Origin of the sequence: Aquibacillus saliphilus, from assembly GCF_020404745.1 — a bacterium.
Taxonomy (GTDB): domain Bacteria; phylum Bacillota; class Bacilli; order Bacillales; family Amphibacillaceae; genus Aquibacillus; species Aquibacillus saliphilus.
Window position 1 is genome coordinate 62,552 of record NZ_JAIZAP010000001.1, and the last position, 17,889, is coordinate 80,440.

Sequence of the window (17,889 nt, forward strand, 5' to 3'; positions counted from 1 at the left end):
TTAAGATAGCTATAAGAATGTTACCCTCGGAGTTTATTTTTTCATATTACATTAAGTATTGAATTGAATCATGGATGAATAATGGTAACTTCACTTATAATAAAAATACGAGTGTGAAGATGAGTGACAGGACAATAATAGTAGTGTTATTCAAATACCAAACGTTATAATATCACGTTTTTAAACTTATTTCACTAAAAAATATAAAAAGACTTGCATTGTTGACCTTTGTTTGCTAGAAATAAATAAGAGGATTTCATCCATTTCTACATACAAACTAGAAAGCGCCTAAAACTACTATATAATTCGTTATGCTAGTGACTATAATAAGTGCTTCTAAGTCGTTTGGTATACTTTAAGATCATATTTAACAAATTTGTCACATTTTTACTCAACTTGAGTTGTTAAATAGATTGAAATTAAAATACGTGATACAATATTGCTGATGAGCCTAATAGCGAGGATGACATTAGGTTACTTTTTAACGGATTATGGAAGACCTATTTTATAAAATTTCGAACTTACATGATGCGGAAGGAGGAGTGTAGTTTATAATGCACAAGGTGGAAACAACAACACAGATGGTTGGCAATACTAGCAACAGTGACAAAATAAGCTTATTAAAAGACCTTAAAGCACTGATAAAAGTAGGAATTATTAATTCTAATCTAATGACAGCATTTGCTGGTTTTTGGTTAGCCCTCTACTATTCAGGACTTTCCTTCTCGAATCATTGGGATACTTTTCTAATCACCATGGCCGGGACAGCACTAGTAATTGCTGGTGGCTGTATTCTAAATAACTATTTCGATCGCGACATTGACCCAATTATGTCAAGGACAAAAAAGCGCGCAACAGTTACCGGTAGTATTCCTTTACAATTTATTTTACTACTTGGAATTTCTACATCTGTTCTTGGCGTTTTGTTACTAATGTTAACAACCATTCAAGCTGCTTTATTAGGAGTTTTAGGATGGTTTTGCTATTTTGTACTTTACACAGTATGGTCTAAAAGAAGGTACACAATCAATACCGCAATTGGAAGTTTATCTGGGGCCATTCCACCTTTAATCGGTTGGGCATCCGTTGATCCCAATTTACACATGGCTGCATTCATATTATTTTTAATTATGTTTATCTGGCAAACGCCACATTTTCTTGCATTAGCAATGAAAAAGTGTGAAGAATATAAAGCTGCTGGAATCCCAATGTTACCAGTGGTATATGGATTTGCAATAACAAAGAGGCAAATGGTCATCTATTCGGCTTGTATGTTGCCCTTACCATTTTATTTATTCTCGCTGGGCAATGTTTTTTTAGTGATTGCCACGCTATTAAATGTGGGTTGGTTAGCTTTAGGAGTAGCAGGTTTTTTTATGAAGAATGATTTGAAATGGGCGAACCTTATGTTCGTGTATTCTCTCAATTATTTAATGGTATTTTTCTTAACAATGATTGTTGTAACAATACCACACGTAGTTTATTAATAGAGTATTACATATACTCCATTTTATTAATAATAAAGGATTCAAAAAAGGAAGAGAGGTATATTCATGAAAGGTTGGATGGGAAAAATCCGTACTCTGTTTTTGTTAAGCTTACTATCATTACTACTTTCAGGATGCGGAAAAGAAAACTTGACCGCCTTTTCACCTAAAGGATATGGGGCTGAGGTATCATTAAATCTTATTATTATTTCTTTGTTGGTCATGATCTTTGTATTTATAGTCGTTATGGTTATCTATACAATCGTTTTGATCCGATACCGTCAGAAAAAAGGTCAAGAAGATTTTGTTCCAAAACAGACTGAGGGGAATAAGGCTTTAGAAGTTATTTGGACTGTAATACCAATTATTTTATTAATTATTATTGCTGTTCCAACAGTCTCTGCAACGTTTGATCTTGCGGATACAACTGAAAAAAATGACTCGCTAAACATTAGCGTAACTGGTAATCAGTACTGGTGGCATTTTAATTATGGTGAAGAAGAGATACAAACCAGTCAGGATCTATATATACCAACTGGTGAAAAAGTGTACTTAAATATGATGTCAAGCGATGTTCTTCACTCTTTTTGGGTACCAACTCTAGCAGGTAAGATGGATACAAATCCAGAAAATGAAAACACAATGTACATTGAAGCGTATGAAGAAGGGGTTTATTACGGTAAATGTGCTGAATTATGTGGACCATCGCATTCTTTGATGGACTTTAAAGTAATAGCTGTTAGTCCAGAGGAGTTTGATCAATGGGTGGAAGATATGCAAAATGTTAATCCAGATGCAACACCCGAAACAGCTAGTGCTCAAGAGGGGCAAGCCCTTTTTGAAAACAGTTGTTTAAGTTGTCATGCAATTGGTTCTTCACCTACAGCAGTCGGTCCTAATTTAACCAATTTCGGTGATCGGTCTAAAATTGCTGGAGTTGTTGATTATTCAAAAGAAAATTTAGTTAAATGGATATTAAATCCAGAAGAATTTAAGCCTGGTAATAAAATGTCAGGAAATTATTCAGTTCCTGAGCCAGAAGAAGCTGAGAAAATAGCAGATTATTTATTACAATTACAACCATCAGAAGTCACTCCGGAAAGTGCTACAGAGTAGCAAAAACAGGGATGGAAGAGTTAAGGGAGGTTTAATAGAGTGAGCACTACGATTGAGCAAAATAAAGGATTCGGCGCTACACTGTGGGATTATTTAACCACTGTTGACCATAAAAAAATTGCAGTCTTGTATTTAATCGGTGGCGGCTTTTTCTTCATACTAGGTGGACTTGAAGCAATGGCTATCCGAATACAATTAATAAAACCTGCAAATGATTTTGTTAGTGCTGGTTTCTATAATGAAATTTTAACAATGCATGGAACGACCATGATTTTCTTAGCAGCAATGCCACTGATATTTGCCTTAATGAATGCTGTTATACCATTACAAATTGGTGCGCGTGATGTTGCATTTCCGTTTTTAAATTCATTAGGGTTTTGGTTATTTTTATTCGGTGGAATTTTATTAAATGCTAGTTGGTTTCTAGGTGGGGCACCAGATGCTGGTTGGACAGCATATGCTCCATTATCAACTACATCACCGGGTCACGGGGTAGATTTTTATGTTTTAGGTTTGCAAATATCTGGTGCTGGAACGTTAATTGCAGGTATTAATTTTCTGGTGACAATTATTAATATGCGTGCCCCTGGAATGACATATATGCGCATGCCACTTTTTACATGGACAACATTTGTTGTTAGTGCGCTAATATTATTTGCATTTCCAGCTTTAACTGTTGGATTGTTCTTACTTATGTTTGACCGTTTATTTGGTTCAGGATTCTTTGATGCAAGCATGGGCGGTAATTCGGTAATTTGGGAACACCTATTTTGGATCTTTGGGCACCCAGAAGTGTATATTTTAATACTTCCGGCTTTCGGGATATTTAGTGAAGTATTACCCACTTTCTCTAAAAAACGCTTGTTCGGATACACTGCTATGGTGTTTGCAACCGTGTTAATTGGTTTTCTAGGTTTCATGGTTTGGGCTCACCACATGTTTACTGTTGGGCTAGGACCAGCAGCAAACTCTATCTTTGCTATTGCAACGATGGCTATCGCAGTTCCTACCGGTATTAAAATATTTAACTGGCTCTTTACAATGTGGGGAGGAAGTATTCGGATTAACACAGCGATGTTATGGGCATTAGGATTTATTCCTTCGTTTACAATTGGAGGAATGACAGGTGTAATGGTAGCTGCTGCACCAGCAGATTATCAATACCATGATTCCTATTTCATTGTTGCTCACTTTCACTATGTAATTGTTGGTGGGGTTGTGTTCGGTATTTTCGCAGGTCTTCACTATTGGTGGCCAAAAATGTTTGGTAAAATTTTAGATGAAACGCTAGGTAAAATTACTTTTTGGACATTTTTTACAGGATTTCACTTAACATTCTTTATTCAACATTTCCTTGGGTTGATGGGGATGCCACGTAGGTACTGGACATATGGTGCCGATCAAGGATTAGAACTTGGAAACGTTATAAGTACAGTAGGAGCTTTCTTAATGGCGATAGGTGCTATTGTATTTCTCTATAATGTCATTATCACTACTATTAAAGGTGACAAAGTTAGTGGGGATCCTTGGGATGGTCGTACACTTGAATGGTCAATTCCAAATCCAACACCGCATTATAACTTTACACAAATTCCACTAGTACGTGGATTAGATCCATTGTGGATTGAAAAAACAGAAGGTAGAAAAGGTATGACGCCGGCAGAACCTATAGGGGACATTCACATGCCGAATCCTTCGATACTACCATTTGTTATGTCATTAGGTCTTTTTATAGCAGGATTTGGTGCTATTTATCAAATAGATAATCCAATTTGGTTGGTAGTCTTAATTATTGGTATGGGAATTACGTTTGGAGCAATGTTCATACGCTCCGTCAAAGATGACCATGGTCATCATATTCACAAAGAAGATTTAGATAAGGGGGCTGGATTATAATGAGTCAAGAACACACATTAAATCCCGAGGTAATGCCAGATGAACCGGAAAAAGCCACCCTTGAAGGCAAAAATAAATTTTTAGGTTTCTGGTTTTTCCTTGGTGGAGAAACTGTATTATTTGCTAGTTTATTTGGTACCTACTTAGCACTCAGAGGCTCTACTATGGGGGACAACACTCCTGAGAATCTATTTGGACTAGAATTAGTGTTCATCATGACTATGTTGTTATTAACTAGTTCGTTAACTAGTGTTTACGCAATGTATCACATGAAAAACAATGATTTTCCTAAAATGCAATTATGGCTGGGTATAACAGTAGTCCTTGGACTTGCTTTTCTTGGTTGCGAGATTTATGAGTTTTACCATTACGTTCATGAATATGAGTTTACCTTTAGTTCTTCAGCGTTTGGATCTGCTTTTTATACTTTAGTCGGGTTCCATGGTGGTCACGTTGCTTTTGGTCTCCTATGGATTATTACGTTAATGGTACGTAACGCGAAAAGAGGATTAAGCCTATACAATGCGCCAAAATTCTATGTCGCTAGCTTGTACTGGCACTTTATCGATGTTGTATGGGTATTTATCTTTACAGTTGTCTATCTAATGGGAAAGGTGGGGTAAATAATGGTTGAAAATACCAATTCCACAAATACCAACTTAGAATATAAAAGAGCTAAAAGAAAAGAAGAAATGAAGCAACAAGTAGTAACATTTGCGTTGATGATTGTGTTTACTATTATAGCCTTTACAATGGTTACGGCAGATTTGGATAAATTGTTTGTTATTCCAATACTTTTGGTGCTTGCTATAGTACAGGTAGGATTTCAGCTTTATTACTTCATGCATATGAGTCATAAAGGCCATGAGATGCCTTCACTAATGTTTTATGGTGGGGTTTCTGTCGCATTTCTAACAATACTAACTATGCTGGTATTGGTTTGGTGGTAGAATAACTAGAGGTCAGGCCGCTTGGCCCTGGCCTCTTTTTTGATTTTAATATTCAAGCAAACAGGTGATGATAGTCATAATTGTCTTTGAATTGTCATAATAAGCTTCGTCTTTCTAATAGGGGATAAGCTATAATAGAAATAGCGCAAAAAATATGGAGTGAGATAAAATGTGGTTAGAGCTACAGATATTTGGATTTAGAGCGATGTGGAGCCCTTATTACGCATTATTTGTTTTAGGGTTAGGCATTATCTATTATTTAGTAACAAATAAGTTTACAGCACAAGCACGACCAAGTGCATTTCAACATGTATCATTTTATTTAGGTTTACTTTTATTATATATCATTAAAGGTTCTCCGGTCGATTTACTTTCACATATTATGTTTACGTCACATATGGTTCAAATGGCTTTATATTACCTTGTTTTCCCGATATTAATTATCAAGGGAATACCAGTTTGGATTTGGCAAAAAATATTCAAACTTCCATTTCTAAAACGAATTTTAAAGATCACTACAAGTCCCTTAGTAGCATTACTGTTATTTAATGGTCTTTTTTCGATGTATCACATTCCAAGTATTTTTGATTTTACAAAAGCAACACCAGTTGCTCATGCGGTGATAACTACTGTGATTCTATTTACTGCTTTTTGTATGTGGTGGCCAATTTTTACGCCTATTAAAGAAATGGAAAAGTTGTCACCTATTATGAAAATTGGCTATATTTTTGCCAATGGTGTATTGATAACACCTGCTTGCGGGTTAATAATTTTTGCTGACTATTCTTTATATGCTACCTATGGAGAGACTGGTGGTTGGATTCAAGCACTTGCTTTATGTGTTCCTGGCTCAGTTTTAAGTGGTCTATCATTAACTGGACCTGAGATGTTCTCGTCAATGCCTATTGTAGAAGATCAACAGCTTGGGGGAATATTAATGAAGATTACGCAGGAAATTGTGTATGGGGCTGTATTAGCAAGAATTTTCTTTGGTTGGTTTGGAAAAGAAAGTCATAAGATTGATCCTATACCAACCTCAGCAACTCCAAGCGAGACTTGATTACCAATAGTAATTAAAGAAAGGATAGACTTATGCCATTATTACCGACTATTAGTACTATATTTATTGCTTTAAGTGCAATTTTAGTTGCAATTGGGTGGATTTTAGTTTCTAAAAAGAGATATCAGGCTCATAAAAAAACTATGATAAGTGCTGCAATCAGTGCATTATTATTTTTTATTGTATATGTATCTCGTACAATTTTTATCGGAAATACTAGCTTTGGTGGGCCGGAGGATATAAAGATTTACTATACGATCTTTCTTATTTTTCATATCTGTTTAGCTACAGTGGGTGCGGGATTCGGTATTGTAACGCTTGTCCTTGCTTTCAAGCGTAAAATCACCAAGCATAGAAAGATTGGTCCAGTTACTAGTGTTATCTGGTTCTTCAGTGCAATAACTGGTGTTACAGTCTATTTGTTACTTTACATTATTTATGAGGGTGGAGAAACTACAAGTATGTTTAAAGCAATTTTAGGATTATAATCATAGAGATTACCTATATTTATAGGTAATCTCTATATTTTTATCTTACAATAATAAGTATGAGCTTTTATCAAGGAGATGATGAGGTGCTTTTACTAAAGAATTCGCGAATAGTATTAATAGCCATCGATCTTAAAATGGGACAATTATTACTAAATAATCGAGAAGAGTTCCATAAAATATACAATATTCCGCTTAGAAATCAATTTCCATCCAATGGATTACGATCACTACTGCCATATTACTTGGAACGCTTAGATAATAATAATGATGAGTTGGGATTTGGACCTTGGCTTGTCAAGGACAAATATCATATCATTGGAGAGCTAGGCCTTAAAAACTTTCTATCAGTAAACAATACGGTAGATCTTGGATATAATATCTACCCGTTATTCAGAGGAAATGGCTATGCATCTGAAGCTGTTTTTATGTTATGTGACTGGTTATTCAATCAAAATGTGACAGTCGTAACAGCTTCCTGTGATATTAAAAACGCTCCATCAATAAAAGTTCTAAAAAATTCTGGTTTTCGTAATATTGGATTAGAAAAGAACTTTATACTCTTTGAAAAGAGGTGCAGTAAAAATGAGTAACATAAAAAAAATAAATCGGGGAGATTATGATCAGGTACTAAAATTAGGTGAATACGCGTTTAACTATACACTTTCTGATCAGGACCGTACAGACCGCCATATGTTAATGGGTAATCAACTTATACTAGGCTCGTATACTGATGGCGAATTAGCATCAAAATTACACGTGCTGCCAATGGAACTGTTTCTAGGCTCCAAGGTGCTCTCTTTTGGTGGAATCGCAGGTGTAGCCACTTGGCCAGAGCATAGAAGAAAAGGACACGTTCAACAGTTAATGAGGAAAGCTTTGGAAGAAATGAAAAGTAAATCGTTACCAATTTCGATGTTACACCCTTTTTCTATAAGCTTTTATCGAAGGTATGGCTTTGAACTAACACAGTATGTACATAAATATCAATTCAAACCTTTAGATTTATCAGTTAAAAAGGTAGACGGGTACACGCAGAGAGTGAATTACTGTAAATACAAGGATATTCTTCAGACATTATATGAAAAAAGTGCAAGCAGTTATAGTTTAATGATGAAACGAGAAGAATGGTGGTGGGAGAAAAAGGTATTGTCAAAAGGTGACCAGATAGTTATTTATTTTGATTCATTTAATGTGCCTCAAGGATATTTGATTTCCAATATCGTGGACGAAACATTAAAGGTAGAAGAATTCATTTTTAATAATGGGGATGCTTGCTACGGTTTATTAGAGTGGATTAGAAACCATGACTCTATGACAACAGAAGTAGAATTGGTCGTCCAACCACGTGACCAAATAGCTTTTTACTTTGATAATCCTAAAATAACTTTTAAAAAAGAAGCTTATTTCATGACGAGAATAGTTGATTTTCAAACGTTAATATCCGTTTATCCATTTTTTAGATCGAATGATAAATTGTTAATGGCTATTCATCTAAGTGATCATGTTGCCGAGTGGAATAATGGAAGTTGGACGATAGAATTAAATAATAACTCGGTCAGTAAAGTAAGAAATAACGTGCAGAAGAAATGTGATATAGCAGTAACGACCGATGTTCAAACCTTGGCTTCTTTATTATTCGGTAGTGAACCTATCGACCGTTTAATTGCACTTGGTAGCTTAGTTGTCGAAGGTGATATTGAATTACTTAAGCAAGTAATTCAACCTTTAGAACCAGCTCTATTGGATTTCTTTTAGGCTATTTAATTAAAGTTTAGGGCTCTTTTTGTAAGTGTTGTTTCGCAGTTGATAGAAATTGCGACGTAACCTTGTTAGGATTTGCTTTTTCCGCTCTAATTAAATCGAGTGCCATACGATCGCTTCGGCAGAATACTTCGCTTTCCGTGGGCACGGCCTAAAGCCAGCCTCAGAATCAAAGAACGATTCTTCCGGGGTCTTCGGCTCGTGGGACTGCGATTACTCGTCCCATCGAAAACCTTTCGCTGTTCCCACAGGACAAGAGATACTTCGAAAGCATTGCCTCGCACGAAGAAAATCGATTTTAATTTTCGAGGAGTCTTCGTATTTTGCATACGCTGAGTAGTGGTGTTCTGATTATCGAAGAATTCAACCCGTGTAACTATATTTTTCATGGGCTTTTCTACTTTGAACAGAAAGTTATTCTAGTTTGCGGACGCTGGTATAGTACTTACTAAACACCTATTATTTATAAATATAGTTGTACTGATTGATTGGAGCAGAGGGCAGTCGACTCCTGCGGGAAAAGCAACAAAGCTCTTCGTGCGACGAGTAACCGCAGGAGCAGCTGAAAATCCCGCAGGAAGCGGTTTTCTTCCGAGGAAGTTGAAGCGTTGCCCGCGGAAAGCGACTGCCCGGAGCGGAAATCAACTCAGTAGTTACGGCGCAATCTATAGATTTTGTGTCAATAACAACCAATATTTTTCGCTGGGACGAGTAACCGCAGTCCCAATTTTTTAGAAAACAGCCAAATTTAAAAAGCATAGTTTAAGCTAGACTTGTTTTCAGTCATAGCTAACTATGCTTTATTTCTTATGATCTAGGAATTTTAAAATGGACTGCTTTGGATAATTAATTATTAAGTTAGCTACGTCCAGCTCCGGCGCCTGCGCTTTTATTCATTTAAATTTTGAATTTCCATTTTATTATTCCAGCTTCTTTGGCGGAATTAAACGCAATTACTAGTAATGGGCCTAGAATAAATCCTAAAATACCAATCAATTGTAAGCCGATGTACATAGCAATTAAAGTCGCAAGTGGAGAGAGGCCAATATGACGCCCCATTACTTTTGGTTCTACTGTTCTTCTAATTGCCAACAAAACAATAGCTAGAACAGCTAGTTGAGTACCCATAACTACGTCCCCAGTTATGAATACGTAAAGTGACCAAGGACCAATCACTACTATTGAACCGATAATTGGAATAAAATCAACTAACCAAACTACAATCGCCATAATAATAGCGTATTCGGGTGCAATATACAATAAACCAAGTAAAGTAACGACAAATATGATAATGCTTACTAGAAATTGGGCTTTCAAAAACCCTAACACAACATAAGTTAGTCGTGCATTCATAAATTTGACTTTTTCTGCAGTCTCATCCGTGAGGTGAGAATAGCTCATTGATTTAAGCTTTGGCATTTCTATCATGAACATGAAAAGTGCTATTAAATAAACAATTAGACTAACTAAATACTGCGGAACCTTACCAACCGCTGAAGCAATTTGTTCTAATTGTAAATTCTCTTTAACAGTGTCTCCAAGTCCTGATACACTTTCGCTAATTCCGTCTTTTAATTCATTAACAAATTCAATCGGTAAATCCTCTGTAAATCGATCAATATCAGAATCTAATTCTAATAATTTTGAGTTAATTTGATTGACGTATATAGGAGTATTTTCAGCAAAATTCACAACGTGTGTAACCGCTCTAGTCACTAAGTATGTACCGGTAACACCAACAATCACTAAAAACAGAAGAAATATAATTATTACAGAAATTTTTCTGTTTATTTTAAATCTAAACTGCATCCATCTTATTGATGGATTTAAAATAAGTGCCGTAAAAAAAGCGAAAATTAATGGTATTGATACTGGTAAGATGAAGTATCCCACAATAATTAAGAGTAATGCTAAGACTATAAGTATCCATTGGCGTTTTGTAAGATAACGAAACAATTTGTTTATGAAACTCCTTTCTAAGGAAAACGTTAATCAAAATATAGCATGAAGACAGTTCTTTGAATAGCTAAAAATGGTAAATTCACTTAAATAAATAGTAACACGAAAACTTATATTTATGTAAAAAATACATTTATGAATTTGCTTTAATTATAGATAAAATAAACTGTTGGTATTTTAACCAACAGTTTATTACCTTATTGTTTATGCTTTTCCAATTCTTCTTTTGCTTTTGCTAGTTGTTGTTTAGCTCTATCAAGAACACTTTCAGGAAAATTTTCTTTTTCTCCGTATTCCACGCCATGTGGATAATAATGTTTACCAAGAAGTGGAGTGTTCAATTTAATAACAGCATCTCCGCGATCAACGTCACCTTCTAGTGCATAACCTTGGATTCTAATATAATAAGTAATATTTTCTTCAGCAGAGCTTATTTTAAAATCATAAGTTACTCTTTCATAGTCCCATTGACCCGCACGAATAAATGCAATGTTATTCATTGAATGGTCTAAAGGCTTCAAATCTAAAACCATACCTTCTATTCCAGTATTTTCCATTTTCATACCTTCACCTCACAAAATATATGTATCTAAACTTATAATAGTATGAAATACAACAAGTTGCAATTGATATAGGCAACTTACAGAAAGTTTATCTTCTGTTTTTGTATTTTTCTTTGATTAAAGTAAATAGTTTATGGATAGATTAATTTTTTAGGAACGGTTTTTTGCAAGATATTTAGCAAATTGGACAATACTAATATTGTATGGAAAATCTATGGAATTAATTATATAAAGGAGGACGCTATGAAGTCTGTAAAAGAAATTATGTCAACAGATATTAGCTATTGTGTTGCCGATGATACCATTATTGAAGCAGCAACAAAAATGAAAGATAAGGATGTTGGTTCTATCCCTATCTGTAGTTCAGATAAAGAACTGTTAGGAATGGTTACGGACAGAGACCTTGTTATCAGGGGTTATGCTAATGATAAGCAGGGTACGGCGAATATCAAGGACGTTATGAGCGATCAATTGTTTTCTGTCAGTGCTGATGCAACAGTTCAAGAGGCGAGTAGTTTGATGGCTGAAAAACAAATTCGAAGACTACCAATAGTTGATAATGGTAAGTTAATTGGTATTGTATCATTAGGTGATCTTGCATTAGAAGAACAGTCTAATGATGCCGCAGGACATGCACTTGAAGATATTTCTGTAACGGATCACAAAGAATTCCATTAATAGAAAAACCTTGCTGTTAACATATAGCAGCAAGGTTTTTCTGTTTACTGTATAAAAAAGCGTCTCTTCACTTTATACTAGCATAAATAAATGTTTTTCTTTTCATAAAAGAGCTATTCTAATACTATAATAATTTATATAGTTTACAGAGGAACAAAGGAGATAATTAATTATGAGGGGATTAAAAGGTATATTATCTTTAATTGTACTAGGGGCTGGTCTCTTCTATTTATTTCAAGGAAAACTAGCGACTGAGGATACATTCTCTAGTTTAGATCTATTAATAGACTCCAAACAAACATCACTTGAAATAAAAGCCTCCCCTACAAATTTAACTGCAATCACGGGACTTGAAGGTGATTTATATAAATGGATAGGGAAGGGAGGTCTTGAATTAGAAAATAGATTAGGGAAGCCCCATAGAAAAGACTTGAGTTCATATGGTTATACTTGGTGGGTGTATACAAATAAAGCAGAACAGCATATTCAATTTGGCGTCAAAGACAACAAAATTGTTACTGTTTTTGCTACTGGAGATAAACTATCTACTGACCCAATTAGTATCGGTCAATCATACGACCAGATAAATGATAAATTTGAACTTGATAATGATGTCTCCTTCTCAAAAGGAGCAACATCCTATCGTTTCCACCTAACTTCTAATGATATGAGGATGCGCCCCTTAGTCCAAATTGGAGATGACAGCTTTGTTCAATTTTATTTTGACACATTTACAGAACGTCTGTCTTCGATTCGTGTTCTGACTGCGGACATACTGTTAACTCAAAGACCGTATGAAGTTTTTTACCGTGGTGATTTGCCAGATCCACCATTACTTAATCATGATCAATGGAAAGAAGTAGAAAAAGGTATGGAACAACAGATTTTTGAAATAACGAATATAGTTCGGACTCGCTTTGAACGAAGGTTGCTTGATTGGGATGATCCAATTGCAAGTGTTGCTTTTGGTCATAGTAAGGATATGTCAGAAAATAACTACTTTTCTCATTACACACAAGCTGGTGAGGGTTTAAGAGAGAGACTGACTACTAATGAGATACATTACTTATCAGCAGGTGAGAATATCGCTGCTCAGTATACTGATGGCCCAGCGGCAGTTGAGGGCTGGTTAAATAGTGAAGGGCACCGCGAAGCTTTACTTAAAAATGATTACACACATTTAGGTGTTGGTGTTTATAAATATTACTACACGCAAAACTTTTTACAAAAATTTGAATAATTGTTTCAGAATTACTCTATTTATCATAAAAAATCGGTCGACCACGATGGTTGACCGATTTTTTATTGGATAAAATGTGAGAGATAAAAATACGTATCATAATTTTAAACAGCAACTTTGTAGAAATAAGCAATTTCGTACTCAGATTGCCTAATCTTTAGCTGGGATATCTATTTCGTATAGGTCATAAGCAATTTCTGACCTATGGAATATACTACGTGCTTCGTTCAACAATTCAGAGAGATGTTCGTCTTGGTAACGTGAAGATATGTGGGTTAAGATAAGACGATCTACATTGCTATCATAGGCTAATTTAGCGGCTTGTGTTGTTGTTGAATGATGATACTGGTAGGCAAGTTCCTCCCTATCAGTCGAAAAAGTTGCTTCGTGCACAAGGACATCTGAATCCTTAATAAATGAACTAATTCCTGGCATGTATCTTGTATCGCCAAGGATACATATTACTCTTCCAGGTTTGTTTGGTCCAATATAGTCTTGTCTATGTAAAACTTGTCCATTATCAAGTGAGACTACATCGTTATTTTTAATTTTTTGAAAGATAGGACCTGGCTTAATTCCAACTTGTATAAGTTTTTCTGGTTGTAATTGTCCAGGTCGATCTTTTTCAACTAATCGGTAGCCAAAGCTGTCGATACCATGATCTAATTTTTTTGCGAAAACTTGAAATTTATCATTTTCTTCGATAAGTCCTTCAAACACCTCTTGATATAGTAATTGATAGGTAAGATTTGAACCGCTAATTTTCAAACTTGTTTCAATATACTCTTTGATACCCTTTGGTCCATAGATTGTTAATGGAGTTTCTCCCCCTTGGAAGGAGCGACTACTTATGAAACCAGGAAGACCGTAAATATGGTCTCCGTGTAAATGTGTAATAAATATTTTGTCTATCTTCCCCGGACGAATATTTGTGTGCAATATTTGATGTTGGGTAGATTCACCACAATCAAACATCCATATACTACCTAGTTCTTGAAGCATTTCTAGTGTAATGGAAGAGACATTCCTTTTTTTTGAGGGTACACCTGAACCTGTCCCTAAAAAAATTAATTTCATCATTTTCCTCCTACTTAATAGATCAGTTAATCGTTTTGTTCTTTTTTATACTTATACAATTCTCGGTATTCTAATGCTATATGCGGTACATCAGTAAAAATAGCATCACATCCTATTTTATAACAACGCATCATTTGTATAGGTCGATTCACAGTATATACACGAACGTCTAGATTGTTTTGATGACTAGACTCGATTATTGATTTATCTAATAATCGGTACTTTATATGTAATCCTTGGGCACCTAATGCTTTCGTGTAGTCAACAAGTCCTTTTATTTTTTGTGAAGTTAAGAACGCTGTTGACAGGTCTTTATCGATCTTTTTTAATCTTTCTATACTTTTCGCATTGAAGCTAGATATGATTGACTGTTCGACCAAATTATAAGAGTCGAGTAATGAATATACTTTGTCTTCTAAGTTTTTATATTCGATGATGTTATTTTTCAATTCTAAATTTAACTTTAACGTTTTGTGCTGAGCCCATTTTAAAAATTGTTCAAGAGAAATGACGGATGTATTTGAATAACGGTTCTGGAACCATGAGCCAGCATCTAGATTTTGTAGTTTTTCGAAGGTATAATCTTGTACAAAGCCTGTGCCATTAGTTGTACGTCTGACATTTTCATCATGTATTAAAACAGGAATATTATCCTTCGTCAACTGTACATCTGTTTCAATACCGTCTGCACCCATTTGATAGGCGAGTTCAAAAGCAGGCATTGTATTCTCTGGTGCTAGTTTACTAGCGCCGCGATGGGCAAATACAATTGTTTTCAAAAGTGTCACCTCTACTATTTATAAATTTCACGTTTCATGTTCAATCCGAGTTACTTATTTAAATATTAAGTTAATATCATAAGTCCTATGCAAGGTTATACTATGCTACAGTATACCAAAAAAGTCAATTTGATGGGGAGTAATAAAATGAGCAAATGGCAATCAAAGCAACAATTAACTGATTTGGTATGTTCACTTGTCAATTATCCTAGTATTACTGGAAGTGATGAAGAAATAGCTTTAGCAGAATACTTATACTATCTACTCGTTGACCAAGACTATTATCAGCAAAATTCAGGACATTTACAGTTACATCCACTTAAAGATGGGAGACAGCTATTAACAGCATTAGTTAAACAAGACGATTGTCAAGACACAATTATTCTATTGAGCCATTTTGATGTGGTTTCAATTGATGATTATGGTTCCTTAAAAAACTTAGCATTCCATCCCTTGGAACTGACATCTGAAATGAACAAAAGAAAAAGTGATTTACCTAATTTAGTGCAACAAGATCTAGAAAATGGCGAGTGGTTATTTGGTAGAGGAACGATGGATATGAAAGCGGGCTTGAGTGTTCATTTATCTATGCTTGAGAAGGCAATGGCAGGGGAATTTAAAGGCAATATTCTTTTGTTATCGGTTCCTGATGAAGAGGTTAATTCAGAAGGGATGTTAACGGCTCTACCTGTATTGGAACATCTAAAAGAACAATATAATTTAACCTATCGTGCTTGCTTAAACGGGGAACCCATGTTCAGTAAATATCCAGGAGATAAGAATAACTATCTATACACAGGTTCAATCGGAAAAGTATTACCTGGTTTCTTTTGTTATGGAAAAGAAACTCATGTCGGAGAACCTTTCGCTGGTTTGAATGCTAATCTTATGACGAGTTTCATATCTCAAAAGTTAGAACTAAGTGAAGATTTTGTGGAAAAAGTAGGTGATGAAGTAACACCGCCACCAGTAAGTTTGATGCAAAGAGATTTAAAAGAATCCTATTCGGTACAAACTCCAACTACAGCAATTTCTATGTATAACGTTTTATATTTAAAACAATCAATTGATACTATTAATGAAAAACTATTATCTGCAGCTAAACAAGCAAGTCAATCGATTGAGAAGCACTTTAGTGAAAAAGTAGACAAATACGCAAAGTTTACTGATAAATTTACCAAGCCTGATTTGAATGTGAATGTATTTATGTATAAAGAACTATTCGACATAGCCCTCAAGCGCTTTGGTCGTCATGAAGTAGAGCGAAGACAAAATTTATTGATAAGCCAACGTGATAAAGGTGATCGTGATTTTTCTACATTACTTGTCCAAGATTTAGCAGCGCTATGCAAGGATTTGGCACCGATGATTGTTTTGTTTTACAGTCCGCCATTTTATCCGTCTGTAACGTCTCACCAAGATCCATATATCAAAAATGTTGTAGAACAAGTGCAAAAAGCAGCAATATCTAAATTTGATTTAGCGATTGAAGAAGTTGAATATTTTCCTGGATTATCAGATCTAAGCTACATTGGACCTGTCAGTTCAAATGATAGTCTAACATCGTTACTTGAAAACTTACCTCTTCAAAACAATGGATTTGAATTATCTGAAGATGTAATGGAGTCTGTATCAATGCCTATTATCAATATTGGCCCAATGGGCAAAGACCCTCATCAGTGGACGGAACGGCTAGAGCTAACATACAGCTTTGAATACTTACCAATATTATTAACTGATGCGATTCATTCACTATTGGAAAAAAAATGAGTGTAACATGGTAGTTTTTAGTATGCAAATCAGTTAAAAGGTTGTACAATTGTCTTCAAATGAATGACTATTCATTTTTGGAGGCGTTAAAATGACTAATTGCAATGATGAAATAGTAAAAATTACAGTTCCCACACCGTTTGTTGTTGGCGATGTCCACATGTACATAATTAAAGGGGAAACGATCTCTCTAATAGACGCTGGAGTGAAAACGAATGAAGCCTGGGAACTAGTTAAAACACAACTAAAAAATGTTGGATTAATACCGGGAGATATTGAGCAGATAATTTTAACTCACCATCATCCGGATCATATTGGTTTAATAGATCAATTTCCGAATGCACATGCAGTTTATGGACATTGGAGAAATGAACCCTGGTTAATAAAAGATGAAAGTTTTTTCAACAACTATGAAACGTTCTTTTATCAGCTTTATCATGCATGTGGAACACCTAAGGAATATCAATCTTTTTTAAAGACGTTGAGAGCTCCATTGAGATTTACAGGTAAAGCAACTTTAACAGATGTATTAGCTGATGGCCATTTACTGCCAGGTCATTCGGATTTTAAAGTTATTGAGACTCCAGGGCATGCTCAAAGTCATTTAGCGTTTTATAGGGAAAAGGATGGGCTGCTGATTGGTGGCGATTTAATACTATTGAATAGCTCATCAAATCCGTTGTTAGAGCCACCTGACACTACAGAATCTGAAAGACCCAAACCTTTATTACAGTATCGGGAAAGTTTAGAAAAATGCTTGAAATATGATGTTAATCTTGTATTACCAGGCCATGGACCAAACTTTTCTATCTTGACTGAGATAATTAATAAGCGACTTCTGAAACAAGAACAAAGAGCAAATAGAGCTCTTGATATTTTGAAAATAAGCAGTTTGAGCCCATTTCAGTTATGCCAGCACCTATTTCCAAATCATGTTGAAAAACAGTTTGGACTTACGATGTCTGAAACAATTGGTCAGTTGGACTATCTTGAAGAAAAAGGGCTAGTTGATCGTAATAGTGAAAATGGTGTGCAAATCTATACTGCTAAGAATTAGGTGAT

Annotated in this window: 17 protein-coding genes; 13 read left to right on the plus strand and 4 right to left on the minus strand. The window is 35.1% G+C overall.

Annotated elements, in window-relative coordinates:
- Positions 1 to 554: 554 nt before the first annotated feature.
- The 9 genes from cyoE (at position 555) to LD272_RS00390 (ending at position 8,755) form a co-directional block, all read left to right on the plus strand.
- Positions 555 to 1,487: a heme o synthase gene (gene cyoE / locus LD272_RS00350; RefSeq protein ID WP_226034594.1), complete on the plus strand. Its 933-nt coding sequence runs from the start codon at positions 555 to 557 to the stop codon at positions 1,485 to 1,487.
- A gap of 66 nt (positions 1,488 to 1,553) precedes the next feature.
- Entirely contained in the window at positions 1,554 to 2,603 is a 1,050-nt protein-coding gene (gene coxB, locus LD272_RS00355; RefSeq protein WP_226034595.1) for a cytochrome c oxidase subunit II, read from the plus strand.
- A gap of 39 nt (positions 2,604 to 2,642) precedes the next feature.
- Positions 2,643 to 4,499, plus strand: a complete 1,857-nt coding sequence (gene ctaD, locus LD272_RS00360; protein WP_226034596.1) for a cytochrome c oxidase subunit I — start codon at positions 2,643 to 2,645, stop codon at positions 4,497 to 4,499.
- Complete coding sequence (locus LD272_RS00365) at positions 4,499 to 5,122, plus strand: cytochrome (ubi)quinol oxidase subunit III (protein WP_226034597.1); 624 nt, start codon at positions 4,499 to 4,501, stop codon at positions 5,120 to 5,122. The genes ctaD and LD272_RS00365 overlap by 1 nt, the downstream gene beginning before the upstream one ends.
- Before the next feature lie 3 nt (positions 5,123 to 5,125).
- On the plus strand, positions 5,126 to 5,449 hold the full coding sequence (ctaF, locus tag LD272_RS00370) for a cytochrome c oxidase subunit IVB (protein ID WP_226034598.1): 324 nt from the start codon (positions 5,126 to 5,128) through the stop codon (positions 5,447 to 5,449).
- A 169-nt stretch (positions 5,450 to 5,618) separates the two neighbouring features.
- Positions 5,619 to 6,509 carry a cytochrome c oxidase assembly factor CtaG gene (ctaG, locus tag LD272_RS00375; protein WP_226034599.1) on the plus strand — a complete coding sequence of 297 codons (891 nt, stop codon included), beginning with the start codon at positions 5,619 to 5,621 and terminating at the stop codon, positions 6,507 to 6,509.
- Positions 6,510 to 6,541: 32 nt separating this feature from the next.
- Complete coding sequence (locus LD272_RS00380; RefSeq protein WP_226034600.1) at positions 6,542 to 6,997, plus strand: DUF420 domain-containing protein; 456 nt, start codon at positions 6,542 to 6,544, stop codon at positions 6,995 to 6,997.
- An 86-nt stretch (positions 6,998 to 7,083) separates the two neighbouring features.
- The gene (locus LD272_RS00385; protein WP_226034601.1) at positions 7,084 to 7,590 is read left to right on the plus strand and encodes a GNAT family N-acetyltransferase; all 507 of its coding nucleotides are present in this window, start codon (positions 7,084 to 7,086) and stop codon (positions 7,588 to 7,590) included.
- Complete coding sequence (locus LD272_RS00390; RefSeq protein WP_226034602.1) at positions 7,583 to 8,755, plus strand: GNAT family N-acetyltransferase; 1,173 nt, start codon at positions 7,583 to 7,585, stop codon at positions 8,753 to 8,755. Before LD272_RS00385 ends, LD272_RS00390 begins: the two co-directional genes overlap by 8 nt.
- Positions 8,756 to 9,658: 903 nt before the next feature.
- Here the strand turns inward: LD272_RS00390 and ytvI are convergent.
- Both ytvI and LD272_RS00400 read right to left on the minus strand, forming a co-directional pair.
- The gene (gene ytvI, locus LD272_RS00395) at positions 9,659 to 10,717 is read right to left on the minus strand and encodes a sporulation integral membrane protein YtvI (protein WP_226034603.1); all 1,059 of its coding nucleotides are present in this window, start codon (positions 10,715 to 10,717) and stop codon (positions 9,659 to 9,661) included.
- Between the two features lie 200 nt (positions 10,718 to 10,917).
- On the minus strand, positions 10,918 to 11,283 hold the full coding sequence (locus LD272_RS00400) for a YugN family protein (protein WP_226034604.1): 366 nt from the start codon (positions 11,281 to 11,283) through the stop codon (positions 10,918 to 10,920).
- Between the two features lie 243 nt (positions 11,284 to 11,526).
- Here LD272_RS00400 and LD272_RS00405 point away from each other — a divergent pair, with 243 nt between their 5' ends.
- Positions 11,527 to 11,961 (plus strand): CBS domain-containing protein, encoded by a 435-nt coding sequence (locus LD272_RS00405; protein ID WP_226034605.1) that lies wholly within the window; start codon positions 11,527 to 11,529, stop codon positions 11,959 to 11,961.
- 172 nt (positions 11,962 to 12,133) lie between these two features.
- Complete coding sequence (locus LD272_RS00410) at positions 12,134 to 13,201, plus strand: CAP domain-containing protein (RefSeq protein ID WP_226034606.1); 1,068 nt, start codon at positions 12,134 to 12,136, stop codon at positions 13,199 to 13,201.
- Between the two features lie 150 nt (positions 13,202 to 13,351).
- Here the strand turns inward: LD272_RS00410 and rnz are convergent, their stop codons facing one another.
- Positions 13,352 to 14,278, minus strand: coding sequence for a ribonuclease Z (rnz, locus tag LD272_RS00415; protein ID WP_226034607.1), 927 nt, complete (start codon positions 14,276 to 14,278; stop codon positions 13,352 to 13,354).
- A gap of 26 nt (positions 14,279 to 14,304) precedes the next feature.
- A complete protein-coding gene (locus LD272_RS00420; protein WP_226034608.1) occupies positions 14,305 to 15,057 on the minus strand; it encodes a glycerophosphodiester phosphodiesterase in 753 nt (250 codons plus the stop codon).
- Between the two features lie 147 nt (positions 15,058 to 15,204).
- On the opposite strand from LD272_RS00420, the gene LD272_RS00425 reads away from it, so the two are divergent.
- Together LD272_RS00425 and LD272_RS00430 are read left to right on the plus strand one after the other, a co-directional pair.
- Positions 15,205 to 16,827, plus strand: a complete 1,623-nt coding sequence (locus LD272_RS00425; RefSeq protein ID WP_226034609.1) for a M20/M25/M40 family metallo-hydrolase — start codon at positions 15,205 to 15,207, stop codon at positions 16,825 to 16,827.
- A 91-nt stretch (positions 16,828 to 16,918) separates the two neighbouring features.
- Complete coding sequence (locus tag LD272_RS00430) at positions 16,919 to 17,884, plus strand: MBL fold metallo-hydrolase (protein ID WP_226034610.1); 966 nt, start codon at positions 16,919 to 16,921, stop codon at positions 17,882 to 17,884.
- Positions 17,885 to 17,889 lie beyond the last annotated feature (5 nt).